The organism is Geomonas propionica, from assembly GCF_016458235.1.
Classification (GTDB): domain Bacteria; phylum Desulfobacterota; class Desulfuromonadia; order Geobacterales; family Geobacteraceae; genus Geomonas; species Geomonas propionica.
The window spans coordinates 42,879-56,440 of record NZ_JAEMHK010000017.1 but is presented as its reverse complement, the minus strand read 5'-3'; the positions used below and the strand labels follow the sequence as shown (position 1 = coordinate 56,440).

The 13,562-nt window shown below is 62.9% G+C and carries 12 protein-coding genes; 10 read left to right on the top strand and 2 right to left on the bottom strand.

Annotation, left to right across the window (positions count from 1 at the left end):
* Nucleotides 1-49 precede the first annotated feature (49 nt).
* From JFN90_RS19035 to JFN90_RS19010, 6 genes are all read left to right on the top strand, one after another.
* Entirely contained in the window at nucleotides 50-1,246 is a 1,197-nt protein-coding gene (locus JFN90_RS19035; protein WP_199396703.1) for a thiolase family protein, read from the top strand.
* 19 nt (nucleotides 1,247-1,265) lie between these two features.
* Nucleotides 1,266-2,126, top strand: a complete 861-nt coding sequence (locus tag JFN90_RS19030; RefSeq protein WP_199396702.1) for an amidohydrolase family protein — start codon at nucleotides 1,266-1,268, stop codon at nucleotides 2,124-2,126.
* A gap of 166 nt (nucleotides 2,127-2,292) precedes the next feature.
* Nucleotides 2,293-3,276, top strand: a complete 984-nt coding sequence (moaA, locus tag JFN90_RS19025) for a GTP 3',8-cyclase MoaA (RefSeq protein ID WP_199396701.1) — start codon at nucleotides 2,293-2,295, stop codon at nucleotides 3,274-3,276.
* A gap of 34 nt (nucleotides 3,277-3,310) precedes the next feature.
* On the top strand, nucleotides 3,311-4,090 hold the full coding sequence (fdhD, locus tag JFN90_RS19020; protein ID WP_199396700.1) for a formate dehydrogenase accessory sulfurtransferase FdhD: 780 nt from the start codon (nucleotides 3,311-3,313) through the stop codon (nucleotides 4,088-4,090).
* Between the two features lie 110 nt (nucleotides 4,091-4,200).
* Nucleotides 4,201-5,982, top strand: a complete 1,782-nt coding sequence (locus tag JFN90_RS19015; RefSeq protein WP_199396699.1) for a sigma 54-interacting transcriptional regulator — start codon at nucleotides 4,201-4,203, stop codon at nucleotides 5,980-5,982.
* A gap of 442 nt (nucleotides 5,983-6,424) precedes the next feature.
* Entirely contained in the window at nucleotides 6,425-7,738 is a 1,314-nt protein-coding gene (locus JFN90_RS19010) for an acetyl-CoA hydrolase/transferase family protein (protein ID WP_199396698.1), read from the top strand.
* A gap of 202 nt (nucleotides 7,739-7,940) precedes the next feature.
* Here the strand turns inward: JFN90_RS19010 and JFN90_RS19005 are convergent, their stop codons facing one another.
* Together JFN90_RS19005 and JFN90_RS19000 are read right to left on the bottom strand one after the other, a co-directional pair.
* Nucleotides 7,941-8,384, bottom strand: coding sequence for an Rrf2 family transcriptional regulator (locus JFN90_RS19005; protein ID WP_199396697.1), 444 nt, complete (start codon nucleotides 8,382-8,384; stop codon nucleotides 7,941-7,943).
* A gap of 35 nt (nucleotides 8,385-8,419) precedes the next feature.
* Complete coding sequence (locus tag JFN90_RS19000) at nucleotides 8,420-8,866, bottom strand: GNAT family N-acetyltransferase (protein ID WP_199396696.1); 447 nt, start codon at nucleotides 8,864-8,866, stop codon at nucleotides 8,420-8,422.
* Between the two features lie 301 nt (nucleotides 8,867-9,167).
* Here JFN90_RS19000 and JFN90_RS18995 point away from each other — a divergent pair, with 301 nt between their 5' ends.
* The 4 genes from JFN90_RS18995 to JFN90_RS18980 all read left to right on the top strand — a co-directional run bounded on the left by JFN90_RS18995 (nucleotide 9,168) and on the right by JFN90_RS18980 (nucleotide 13,558).
* Entirely contained in the window at nucleotides 9,168-9,629 is a 462-nt protein-coding gene (locus tag JFN90_RS18995) for an acyl-CoA thioesterase (RefSeq protein ID WP_199396695.1), read from the top strand.
* Between the two features lie 95 nt (nucleotides 9,630-9,724).
* A complete protein-coding gene (gene oah / locus JFN90_RS18990; protein WP_199396694.1) occupies nucleotides 9,725-10,870 on the top strand; it encodes a 6-oxocyclohex-1-ene-1-carbonyl-CoA hydratase in 1,146 nt (381 codons plus the stop codon).
* A gap of 127 nt (nucleotides 10,871-10,997) precedes the next feature.
* On the top strand, nucleotides 10,998-13,022 hold the full coding sequence (locus JFN90_RS18985; protein ID WP_199396693.1) for an aldehyde ferredoxin oxidoreductase family protein: 2,025 nt from the start codon (nucleotides 10,998-11,000) through the stop codon (nucleotides 13,020-13,022).
* A complete protein-coding gene (locus JFN90_RS18980; RefSeq protein ID WP_199388063.1) occupies nucleotides 13,019-13,558 on the top strand; it encodes a 4Fe-4S dicluster domain-containing protein in 540 nt (179 codons plus the stop codon). Before JFN90_RS18985 ends, JFN90_RS18980 begins: the two co-directional genes overlap by 4 nt.
* Nucleotides 13,559-13,562: the final 4 nt, after the last annotated feature.

Sequence of the window (13,562 nt, the reverse complement as noted above, 5' to 3'; positions counted from 1 at the left end):
AATCAGCTAGACCCGCCGGCGAAAACTCCCGGCAGGCATGGAGGTTCATGTGCGTGAAGCGGTGATTATCGATGCGGTAAGGACCCCGGTTGGAAAATTCGGCGGCGCCCTTGGCAAGGTCAGGCCGGACGACCTGGCGGCGTTGTGCATAGCGGAACTGGTCGAGCGCAACAACCTCGATCCCTCCCTGGTCGAGGACGTCATCCTCGGCTGCACCAACCAGGCGGGCGAGGATAACCGCAACGTGGCGCGCATGGCCGCCCTGTTGGCCGGATTGCCGCACAGCGTGGGGGGGCAGACCATCAACAGGCTCTGCGGATCCGGGCTTAACGCGGTCAACGCCGCCGCACTCGCCATCAAAGTGGGCGAGGGGGATGTCTTCATCGCCGGGGGAACCGAATCCATGACCCGCGCCCCTTTCGTCTTCGCCAAGGCCGACTCCCCGTTCTCCCGCGACATGAAGGTCTTCGACTCGACCATCGGCTGGCGCTTCACCAACCCGAGGATGACGGAGCCTTACGCCAAGGAGGGGATGGGGGACACGGCGGAGAACGTGGCGCTGCGTTACGGGATCACGCGCCAGGAGCAGGACGAATTCGCCCTCGCTACCCAGAGAAAATGGAGCGCCGCCCATGCCGCCGGCAGGTTCGCCGACGAACTGGTGCCGGTTCCCGTCCCGCAAAAAAAGGGAGACCCGCTCCTGGTCGAACGGGACGAGTTTCCTCGGCCTGACGTCACCATGGAGCAGCTGGGGAAGCTCCCCACAGCCTTCAAAAAGGACGGCACCGTCACCGCCGGCAACTCGAGCGGCATCAACGACGGGGCCGCCGCCGTCCTTCTCATGGAAGCGGAGCGCGCACGCCAGCTCGGATACCGGCCGCTGGTCAGGGTGGTCTCGAGTGCCGTTGCCGGCTGCGACCCGTCCTACATGGGGCTAGGTCCCATTCCGGCCATCCGCAAGGCGCTGGAGCGCGCAGGGCTTTCCATCGACGACATCGATCTCTTCGAGCTGAACGAGGCGTTCGCCGCCCAGGCCATTCCCTGCATGAGGGAACTGGGGATCGATCCGGAAAAGGTCAACGTGAACGGCGGCTCCATCGCCATCGGGCACCCTTTGGGGTCCACCGGCGCCCGCATCACCGCCACGCTGGTGCACGAGATGAGAAGGCGCGGCTCGCGCTACGGGCTCGCCTCGCTCTGCATAGGCCTTGGGCAGGGGATTGCCACCATCGTGGAGCGGGTCTGAAGGTAAAGGGAGAAAAACCATGCCGGCGCCGGGCGAACAGAAACCGCGGTCTTTGCGGATAGATTTCCACGTACACCTCGCCACCTACGACGGCTCTATGCACCCCTGGGTGGCGGACTGGATTGCGCAGTCCCATCCCGGCGGTTACGAGGAGTACGCCGCGCGCTACAGCGATCCCGGCGCCTTCGAGGCGCTTCTTGAAGAGGAGGGCGTGGACTACGCCTGCATCCTCGCCGAGTTGAACCCGGTCACCACCGGCGTTTGCAGTAATGACTCCGTGCGTGAATTCTGCCGCGGCAGGAAGAAGCTGATCCCTTTCTGCGACCTGAACCCCCACCTGCATACCGACCTGGGGGGTGAGCTGCGCCGCAAGGTCGAAAGCGAAGGGTTCCGGGGCCTCAAGCTGTACCCCAGCTACCAGCACTATTACCTCAACGAGCCGAGGATGTACCCCCTGTACCAGGCCGCCGAGGAACTCGGCATCCCGGTCCTGATCCACACCGGTTCCTCCATCTTCAAGGGGACCAGGCTGAAATACGCCAACCCCCTGCACCTCGACGACGTGGCCGTCGACTTTCCCTCGCTGAACCTGGTCATGGCACATTCCGGGCGCGGTTTCTGGTACGACCGCGCCTTTTTCCTCTCCCGGCTGCACCCAAACGTCTACATGGAGCTTTCCGGGCTACCCCCCGCGAAGCTTCTGACGTACTTCCCCGAGCTTGCGCGCAATACCGGCAAGACCATTTTCGGCAGTGACTGGCCGGCGATGCCGCGCATCCGCCACAACATGGAGGCGATTGCGGAACTGCCGCTGCCGCCGGAAGGCGTCACCGCGGTCCTTGGAGGGAACGCGGCCAGGATCCTTAAACTCAAAGTTTAGGTTGTAGGCTCAGTTCCCTCCCCCGGAGGGGGAGGGTTAGGGAGGGGGATTCCCAATCAGAGGCACCCCCCTCCCAGCCTCCCCCCTCCGGGGGGAGGAGTGTGCCGGAGATGTGGCGGGTCATTTACACTGTGACGACGACACGTTCCCTAGAAGGAGGCTGACCATGTCGCTGATCGATTCTTACGGCAGACGCATCAACTACCTCCGGCTCTCGGTCACGGACCGCTGCAACCTGCGCTGCCGCTACTGCATGCCGGCCAAAGGCGTTCAGATGCTTCCTCACCACGAGATCCTCTCCTTCGAGGACCTGCTGAGGGTCTCTGAACAGGCCGTCGCTGCCGGGATCTCCAAGATACGGGTGACCGGAGGCGAACCGCTGGTACGCAGGGGGATCCTCCCATTCCTGGCCCGGCTGGGGCGGCTCCCAGGCTTGCAGGAACTGGTGCTTACCACCAACGGCATCCTCCTCGGCGAGATGGCCCGGGGGCTCAAGGACGCGGGAGTGCGGCGGCTTAACATCAGCCTCGATTCGCTGAAGCCGGAGATCTTCGCCAGGATCACCCGCGGAGGAAAGCTCTCAGATGCGCTTTCCGGCCTCGAGGCCGCGGAAAAAGCGGGTTTCCCGCCGCACAAGATCAACGTGGTCCTGATGCGGGGCGTGAACGACCACGAGATCATGGATTTCGTGGAGCTCACCAGGGAGCGCCCCTACAATGTCCGGTTCATCGAGTACATGCCGACCGGCCACTCGGCCAACTGGCGCGCCTTCTCCATCCCGGGTACGGAGGTCCTGGAGCGGATCGCGGAGCGCTACCTTATCGAGAAACTGGAGCGGACCGAGCATTCCGGCCCTGCCAGCAACTTCCGGGTGCGCGGCGCGCCGGGGTCGCTCGGGATCATCTCCGCCATGACCGGGCACTTCTGTGGCAGCTGCAACCGCCTGAGGGTGACCGCGTCGGGAATGGCGAAGGGGTGCCTGTTCTCGGGCGAAGGGGTGGACCTGAGGCCGCTGCTGGCGGCCGGGGACGACACCCTGCTCAGGCAGGAGATACGGAACATCGTGCAGGCGAAGCCCGTGGGTCACGAGATGAGGGGGCGGCCGGCATTTCCCCCGGCCTCCTTCCACATGTCAGGGATAGGCGGGTGAAGACGGTAACAAGCAGAACCGGAGCGGAGGATTCATGAGCTGGGTCTACAGGTATGAAAAGGGAACGTTGTCGGCACGGGAGCGCGAGGTAGTCGAGGAGGTCCCGGTGGTTCTCAACGTGAACGGCAGGGAACTCGCCACGCTGATCGCCTCTCCGCACGACCTCAGGTTCCTGGTGGCGGGTTTCCTGCGCATGCAGGGGCTGGTGGAGCGGGCCGAGGACTTTTACCTCCTCTCCGTCTGCAACGACTTCGGCATGGCCAAGGTGCAGATAAAAGGGGAGCTGCCGGAGAGCCTGAAGCCGGTGCTGACGTCGGGGTGCGGCACGGGAATCAGCTTCACCATCCCCCAGGCCCGCCGGATGGGCCCGAGCTGTTCCAGGGGGTACCTGCCGGCCGATGTCTTCACCATGATGGACGCACTGGCGCAAAAGGCCGATGCCTACGCGACCCACGGCGGCATCCATTCCGCCGCCGTCGGGCATGGCAGCGTCGCCCTTTTCTCCGAGGACCTCGGGAGGCACAACACCATCGACCGGATCGCAGGTGAGGCGCTCTTGAAGGGGGTCGACCTGACGGGGATGATGCTGGTCACGTCGGGGCGGATTTCCACGGAGCTGGTGGCGAAAGCGGCGCTGCTCGGTATCGGTCTCGTCGCCTCCCGTACCTCTCCGACGTCGACCGCGGTGCAGATGGCCGGGGAGGCGGGGATCACCGTGATTGGGTACGTGAAGGCCGACCGCTTCGAGGTGTATTCCCATCCGGACCGGCTGGACGTCGTGGGAACCGTCACCCTGCAACATCAAGAAGGTTGACATCGGCTCGTGGTATTGCGTATACACAATAAGCTGGGTGCTTGGGCCGGTGCAGGTCTCCCGGCGGCGGCTGACCGTCTATGATCCGGGTACAAGCGAAAGGTAAGACCATGGAGCAGGCCACAGAAATAGCCGGACCGGCGGCAGTGAAGGCCGCAGGCGAGGGGGGCTCTTCGGGGATCCTGCATCTCGACCCCCAGCTCTGCATAGTCTCCCTGGACGAGGCCGCCGGTACTCTCCTTGGGGCTGAGCCGCACGCTCTGCTGGGGCGCAGGCTGGACGAGATCGCCGATCTGGCGGATCTGGGCGCCTACATGAAGAGCGGCACCGTCTTCAACGGCCAGCCCATCGAAGTGAACGGCCGCCGGATCCTGTGCGACTATCTCCCTACCGTGGAATCGGACCAGGTCGTCGGCGGCGTACTCTCGCTGCAGCGGGTTCTGCCGGAGGCCCATGACTGCGAAGTCGACCTGAAGGAGTTGCTGCAGTCGGCCGGCGCCTATCTTGACCTCAACTATGACGGGATCGTCATCTGCGACCGCGCCGGCGTCATCGTCATGGTCAACCAGGCCTTCGCCGACCTCCTCGACACCACCCCCCATGCCATCATCGGCAAGCACCTGAACGAAGCCTACCTCAACTCGCAACCCTCGCGCCTTCCCGGCGTGATGGAGACCGAGACTCCCCAAGTCGGCATCACCCACTACATCAACGGGAAGCAGGTGTACGCCTCGCTCTACCCGATCCATAAAAACGGCAACGTGGTAGGGGGGATCGGCAAGATCCTCTTCAAGGACATCCGAGAGATCACCCTGATCGCGAACCGGCTGCAGACGGCGCCCGAGACGCGGGCCCTGGCCGGGAGCGTGACCAGGAAAGAGACGAGTTCGCGCTACGACGTGAACAGCATCGTCGGGCAGAGTAAGAAGATCCTCGACCTAAAGGAATCCCTGCTGCGGGTCGCGGGAAAAAATTCCAACGTCCTGTTGCTGGGGGAAAGCGGCACCGGCAAGGAGCTCTTCGCGCACGCGATCCACGCGGCCAGCAACCGGCGCTACGCCCAGTTCGTCAAGGTGAACTGCGCGGCCATCCCGGAGCACCTGCTCGAGTCGGAACTCTTTGGCTACTCCGAGGGGGCCTTTACCGGGGCCCGCAAGGGAGGGCAGCTGGGGAAATTCGAGCAGGCGCACCTGGGGACCATCTTTCTGGACGAGATCGGTGACATGCCGCTCTACATGCAGGCGAAGATGCTGCGTGTCCTGCAGGAGCGGGAGCTCACGCCACTGGGCGGCGGGGCTCCCAAGATGGTCGACGTCAGGGTCGTCGCCGCCACCAACTGCAACTTGGAGCACCTGGTCCGCGAAGGGAAGTTCCGGCAGGACCTTTACTATCGCCTCAAAGTGGTCACCCTTAGTATTCCATCGCTGCGGGAGCGCAAGGAGGACATTCGTCCCCTTGTCATGAACTTCATCCACCAGTTCAACGAAGAGTTCGGATTGGAGGTGCAAGCTTTGAGCCTCGAGGCCAGGGAAGTCATCATGCGCTATGACTGGCCCGGCAACGTAAGGGAGCTGCGCAACGTCATTGAAAGCGCCTTCAATCTGGTGACCGGGCCTCTTATCCTGCGCGATCATCTTCCCGACCAGCTCGCCCGGATGCACGACTCTTCGGCTGCCGAAGCATCAGCTGCACAGGACATCGGCGGTTACATCCACCAGCGCCTGGGTGCCATGCCCCTGTCCGAGATCGTGGACGAGTTCGAGCAACTCCTGCTGGAAACGGCCCTGCAGGTGAGCAAGGGGAACAAGCTCCAGGCCGCCGACCTCCTGGGCATCTCCCGCCAGTGGCTCTACAAGAAACTGCACAAGTACGAGTCCGGCGAAGATTCCTGATCCCGCTGCATCCTCCCTTTCCGCCTCATTCCCCCATCCCCGTCAACCTCTCCTGTTTTCCTAAACGTTGTTTTGTCATTCGAAGTGGCGCCAGCTTCAAGCGTGGTCTCATCCGCAGTTTCGGCTTCTGAGAGGACCGGCCGCGCCACACTGTAAACGTTTTGTATACATTACGTGTCAGCGGCTAATTGCACGTAATTTATATATATTTTCTCAACTGTCGCCATCCAGTGTCAACGGCTGTTGACATGGCACTCCCGGCGTCGCTTCCGTACATGCGTATTTCTAATAACATTGTTTTGGTAAATTTACGGACACTTGCGCGGGGTTCCATGACTTTTGTCAAGGAAAGGAAGTTTTTGGTATCAGGGTTGCTTTACTGTCCATCAACACACGAGCCTGTAGTCAGGACGTTCAACCTTAAAGGATGGAGGAGCCACCCGTGAAGAGTATCGCTCTGGCAAAAAGCAATTTTGAACAGGAATACCGGCAAAAACTCTGTACCCCCGCTGAAGCAGCCTCGATCGTCAAATCGGGCGACCACCTGTGCTTCCCGCTCGGAGTCGGCGAACCGACCCTCTTCGTGAAGGCGCTGGCGGCGCGCAAGCGCGAGCTGGAGGGGGTGGTGGTGAACCAGCAGCATCATCTGTGTCCCGACTATTTCACCGAGGACTCCGTGCCGCACATCAAGGTGAACGCGTGGTTCACGAGCCACGTCTCCCGCGAGGCAGTGCAGAAGGGGTGGGCGGACTTCGTCCCCAACCACTTCCACGAGGTTCCCAAGCTCTTGAGGGAGTATTGGCCGGTGGACGTGGCGGGGACGGTGGTGTCGCCCATGGACGAGTTCGGCTACTTCACCTGCAGCCTTTCGGTCGGCTACACCATGGAGGCGGTGAAGAAGGCGGAGAAGGTGGTGGTGCAGGTCAACCCGCACGCCCCGCGCACCCACGGCAACTGTCACATCCACATCTCCGAAATCGACCACATCGTCGAGTGCAACGAGCCGCTCAAGGAACTGCAGATACCGGAGATCTCTCCGGTGGAGGAGGCCATCGGGCAGCACCTGGCCGAGATGATCGCGGATGGCTCGTGCCTGCAGCTTGGCTGGGGTGGCATTCCCAACGCGGTCACCCGGGCGCTGCTGAACAAGAAGGACCTGGGCATCCACACCGAGCTCATGTCCGACGGCATCGTCGACCTCATGCTCGCGGGCGCGGTCAACAACTCCAGGAAGAACATCCACCGCGGCAAGGCGCTCGCGACCTTCGCCCTCGGCACCAAGCGGCTCTTCGACTTCATGAACGAGAACCCGATGATCGAGATGCACCCGGTCGATTACGTCAACGACCCCGCCGTCATCGGCTCCATCGACAACGTGGTAGCAATCAACGCCACCATCCAGGTGGACCTCCTGGGGCAGTGCTGTTCCGAGTCGTTCGGGCACCTGCAGTGGAGCGGGACCGGCGGGCAGGCGGACTTCGCGCGAGGCGCCAACCGTTCGCGCGGCGGGAAGGCCTTCATCACCACGGCGTCGACGGCGAAAAACGGCACCATCTCCTGTATCGTCCCGACCCTGACCCCGGGAGCCTCGATCACCACCAGCAAGAACGACGTCGACCACGTGGTGACGGAGTTCGGCGTGGCGAAGCTGCGCGGCCAAACCGCGAAGCAGCGGGCCATGAACCTCATCAACGTGGCGCACCCGGACTTCCGCGGCGAGCTGATGGAGGCGGCGCGGAGGATGAACAGGATCTAGAGGCGAGCGGCGGAGAGTAGTCCCTCAGGATACGGCGAATGAAATCCCCTCCCCCGGAGGGGGAGGGCTAGGGAGGGGGCGTGCAGCAGCTTGCTCTGGCGTCCCCCCTCCCAGCCTCCCCCCCTCCGGGGGGGAGGGGCACTTTATCGGTGAGAGCAGGGGGCATCTGAAGCAGGTTCTTTTGCAGGCGGCCGGACTGGTGTCAGCCTTTCGGCGCTTCCTTCTGCGCGGCCAGTTCGGCGCGCAGGCGGGTGTTTTTGAGGGCGGTGGCAAGGGTGATGGTGTCGAGGATGGCCCGGGTCACCGTGTCGATCTCGTTGGTGATGGCGTGCAACTCCTCCACGACCGGATCGGCGGCCTTGCTCCAGTGCGGCAGGTCGAGGTCCGATTCCAGTGATTCGAAAAGCCGGATGATGTCGAGCAGCGTGGTGCGGTTGACGTTGCCGGCGAAGCGGTAGCCGCCGCCAACGCCGCGCATGGCTTGCACCACGCCCTCGTGCACGAGGTTGCGCATCACCTTGGCGAGGTGGTGCGAAGAGATGCCGTACTTGTCGGCGATGTCCGCGGTGGAAAGTTGCCGCTCCGGCTCGCTTGCGAGTTCGAGTACCGAGATCAGCGCGAAGAGGCTTGCCTTGTTCAGCTTCATGATGTGCTCGCTCCAGTGGGGCGGTGGTCGTCCCCTCAGTCGATTTGCTTTTCCAGTTCGATGTAACGGCCGGTGCGCAATCCCATGCCGCGGAAGAAAGAGAGGGTGAGCTTGCTGTCGATGTCCACCATGGTCCGGACGGTGGAGACACCGGCTGCCTTGAGCCGTTGGCAGATCTCGTCGAACATCTTCTTGCCGATGCCCCCCTCGCGGACGGAAGGGGAAACGGTGAGGGCGAAGACCCAGCCGCAGGGGGGAGAGCCGAACTCCCAGGCGCGGACCTCGCCGATGATGAAGCCGACCGGCGTCTTCCCCTGCTTGGCCACCAGGAACACCCGGTCCGCGCGTCCGCTCTCGACGTAGCGCTGGAACACGCCGCGCCAGTAGCCGATCTTGTCTTCCTTGAGCCCCGCCCGGTCCAGGGCGATGACCGCTTCCAGGTCGTCTTGGACCGCGTCTTCTATGATTATCTGCTGGTTCATGTCGTTCTCGCTCGCGGCGCGTGCCGCCGTTTTAGCGAAGGCGGACGGCGCCCGGGAAGTGGGCCCCGAGATATGGGGACGGATTAAAGTGGTAAATTAGTACCATAAATACTGCCGCCTGGCAAGTGCGGGAAAATAATGCCGGATCAGCAGCAAAAAAGTCTTGACACTAAATCGGTATAGTGATACCAATTTATCCAACGTAACGCTGTTCTGTTAAATCGTAGACGAGGACGCCCGAACCGGGCGGTCGTCGGCTGCCGAAGTTGCAGAGGGTCGGACCGGTTAAGCGGGGTTTCCCATGAACGACATGTTCCGTTACTACATGAGGGTGCGCTACTACGAGTGCGACGCGCAGAAGGTGGTGTACAACGCCAACTACGGCAACTACGTCAGCGTCGCGACGACCGAGTTCCTGCGTGCCCTGCCGGGAAGGGACCTGCTGCATGGCGATCTCGACTACAAGGTGGTGAAGCAGGAAATGAAGTGGCACGCGCCGGCGCGCTACGACGAGGTCCTGGAAGTCTCGGTGGCCGTGAAGCAGCTGGGACGCAGCTCGGTCACCATCTCGACCGACTTCCGCATCGCCGGCACCACCGAGGTGATCGCCTCCGCGGAGACCGTCCGCGTCCTGGTCGACGCCCGGACCATGGAGAAGATGGGGATCCCGCAGGACGTGCGCGAGATGCTCAGAACCGGAGCGCCGGGCATCGTGGTCGACCACGCCGGCTACATCAACCTGGACGATATCGTCTTTTCTTAAAACGCTGATATTTTTTTGGTCCAATAATCGTATTACAGTACCGTAATACAACAAAAGGGGCGGGAGCCCACAAACAGAAAGCAAAGGGGGAAGCCGTGGCAACTACAGACGAAATCATAAAGAGAACCGCACCGTCCCATCTCATCGACCACAACCTGATCGACCGCGACGTGGAGAGCCTGTGCGACGGCATGGTGCGCTACGAGAAAAGGCCGGCCCAGCGTCGCGACGGCAACGCGGTGGAGGGACTCTACAACGCCTGGATCATCTTCAACAACCCCAAGCAGTTCAACTCCTACACCACCGACATGGTCAAGGCGACCATCCTCGCCTTCCGCCGCGCTTCCGCCGACCGCCAGGTGAACGCGGTGGTCTTCACCGGGGTGGGGGAGAAGGCGTTCTGCACCGGCGGCAACACCAAGGAGTACGCCGAGTACTACGCCGGCAACCCGCAGGAGTACCGCCAGTACATGCGCCTTTTCAACGACATGGTCTCCGCGATCCTCGGCTGTGACAAGCCGGTCATCTGCCGGGTGAACGGCATGAGGATCGGTGGCGGCCAGGAGATCGGCATGGCCTGCGACTTCTCGGTCGCCCACGACCTCGCCAACTTCGGCCAGGCCGGCCCCAAGCACGGCTCAGCGGCCATCGGCGGCGCCACCGACTTCCTCCCGGTCATGATCGGCTGTGAGCAGGCCATGGTCTCCGGAACGCTGTGCGAGCCGTTCTCGGCGCACAAGGCAGCGCGCCTGGGCATCATCGCTGACGTCGTCCCGGCGCTGAAGATCGACGGCAAGTTCGTTGCCAACCCCACCGTGGTCACCGACCGCTTCCTCGACGAGTACGGCCGTGTGGTCCACGGCGAGTTCAGGACCGGCTCCCAGTTCAAGGAAGGTCAGGCCATGATCAAGGACGGCGAGATCGACCTGTCGCTTCTGGACCAGAAGGTCGAGGAACTCTGCGCGAAGCTCCTGGATACCTTCCCCGAGTGCATGACCAAGAGCCTCGAGGAACTGAGAAAGCCGAAGCTGAACGCGTGGAACCAGAACAAGGAAAACTCGAGGGCATGGCTTGCGCTCAACATGATGAACGAAGCGAGGACCGGCTTCAGGGCCTTCAACGAGGGGACCAAGGAAACCGGCCGCGAGATCGATTTCGTCAAGCTGCGCCAGGGCCTTGCCGTCGGCACGCCGTGGACCGAGGACCTGGTCGACAGCCTGATGCCGGCCGCGGCCAAGTAGGACGCCGCTACTTCCCGCGCCGGGCGCCGCCGGGCGCGGGAAGGGTTCAGGGGGGGCGCCCCCGCGTAGCACCGGTCCCGATCGTCGGAGTCCGAACTCAAGGCAATCAAAACCAAGGGGTAACACTATGAGGTACGCAGAGACAGGATATGTGCTGGAAGTCGACCTTACCAAGGGGAACATCGAACGGGTAGCGACCGACCCGAGGGATACCGAGCTCTACTTAGGCGGTCTGGGCACCAACGCCAAGATGCTGTGGGACAGGGTCCCCGCCGACGTCGAGCCCTTTTCACCGGACAACCTTTTGATCTTCGCCGCCGGCCTTTTGTGCGGCACGCCGGCCACCGGCTGTAACCGCACCATCGTCTCCACCATCTCGCCGCAGACGAGGCTCATGGCCTTCTCGATGATGGGAGGCTTCTGGGCGCCGGAGCTGAAGTACGCGGGATACGACAAGGTGGTCCTGCGCGGCAAGTCCAAGGACCTGGTCTATCTCTACATCAACAACGACAAGGTCGAGATCCGCGACGCCTCCCACCTGAAAGGGAAGGGGGCCATCGAGACCGCGGAGATCATCAAGAAGGAGCTGAACGAGCCCCGGGCCCAGGTGGCCGCCATTGGCCTCGCCGGTGAGAACCGGGTCTTCTACGCCTCCATCGAGCAGGGTCGCTCCTCCGCCTCGCGCGGCGGCATCGGCGCGGTGATGGGTGACAAGGGGGTCAAGGCTGTCGTGGTGCGCGGCACCAAGGACATCGTGGTCGCCAAGCCCCAGGAGTACATGGACCTCTGCAGCGAGGTGCTGGACTACATCAAGCATCGCGAGGATAACCCGATTCCGGACGTGATGCCGATCCTGGCCGGGCTTGGCAGCCCGCAGGAGATGAAGGTCCACGACGAGAAGTGGCACACCGAGAACTTCAACTGGGGTAACGCCCGCACCCGCCGCAAGGACTTCTGGACCGAGGAGGTTGACCACGCCTGGGCCAAGACCATGGAGAAGGCGCGGACCAGGCTGATCAGCTGCTACAACTGTCCCATGAAGTGCGGCGCCACCATCTCGATGGAGGGGCTCCCGACCTACATGATGAAGTGCTTCACGAAGCTCACCTACACCATGGCCGCCTTCTCCGACCTCGACTTCGGCCTGAGGATCGCCCAGAAGGCGACCGAGTACGGCCTGGACGGCTTCTCGGCACCCCAGGTGATGGCCTTCGCGATGGAGCTCCTGGAGAAGGGGATCCTGAAGGATTCGGACTTCCCCGGCCTCCCCGAGGACAACGAAGGGAAGTTCTTCTACCTCCTGGACATGATCGTGAACCGGCAGGGGATCGGCGACATCCTCGCCAACGGCACCTACTGGGCCGCGCGCGAGATCGGCAACGGCGCCGAGGAGTTCGCCCACAACAATATCAAGAAGCACGAGCAGCTCCCCTTGAAGCTCTCCATGCTGAACCCCATCTACTACCTCATGTACTGCACCGGGGAGAAGATCAACATCACCCAGATCGAGGGGCAGTTCCCGCAGGCGCCGTACCCCACGGTGGAGCAGCGCGAGGCCTTCGTGAAGGACTGGGTCCAGGTGCCCGACGACAAGTTCAAGGACATCTTCCTGCAGTGGGAGCCGCGCGGCGAGAAGTCGATGCCGAACTTCCCCACCGTGGACATGTGCTGCGACATCGTGGACTGGCAGGAGATGATGCACTACATCGACGACGCCCTCGGGCAGTGCGCCGGGCTCTCCTCCTTCCCGCTTAAACCGCCGTACCACATCCACAACTACCCGAAGTTCATCTCCGCCGGCGCGGGGATCGACATGGACAAGGACAAGCTCATGAAGGCGGCCAAGCGCTACCGCACCCTGGTCCGCGCGAACAACATCCGCCGCGGCATGAGAAGGGTGGACGAGCAGCCGCCGGCGAACCACTGGAAGAACAGGTTCCCCGAGCTGGAGAAGAATCTCCTCGACTCGTACTACCAGCTGAAGGGGTGGAACGAGGACGGCATCCCCACCAAGGAGACCCTGGAGGATCTGGGACTTGGCTACGTCGCCGCGGAATTCGAGCGGACCGGTGTGTACGGCGGCGGCTCCGCGGAGCCGGCCAGCGCGCCGCGCCAGCAGGAGACACTTAACGTCGGGGGGGTACAGCCGTGAGCACCGAGACCAAGAAAAGAACCGTCAAGACCATCAATATCGACGCGGACAAATGCAACGGCTGCCGTGCCTGCGAGGTGATCTGTTCCTCCTTCCACGCGGCGCCCAGGTACAGCAGCAACAACCCGGCCCGCTCCCGGGTGCGCGTGGTGCGCGATCCGCTGCGCGACATCTACATCCCGCTCTACGCCGGTGACTACACCGAGAGCGAGTGCATGGGGCGCGACAAGTTCATCATCGACGGCAAGGAATACGACGAGTGCGGCTTCTGCCGGACCTCCTGCCCTTCGCGCGACCTCTTCCGCGAGCCGGACTCGGGGCTTCCCCTGAAGTGCGATCTCTGCGACGGCGAACCCGAGCCCCTGTGCGTCAAGTGGTGCCTGGTCGGGGCCCTTTCCGTGACGGAACGGGAGGTGGAGGAGCCTGCGGAGGAGACCAAGCGGGGCGAACTGGAGATAGGCCTGGAGTCGCTGGCGAGAAGGTTCGGCGCCGACAAGCTCCTTGATACCGTTGCCCAGATTACCAAAGGACGCTGACGCG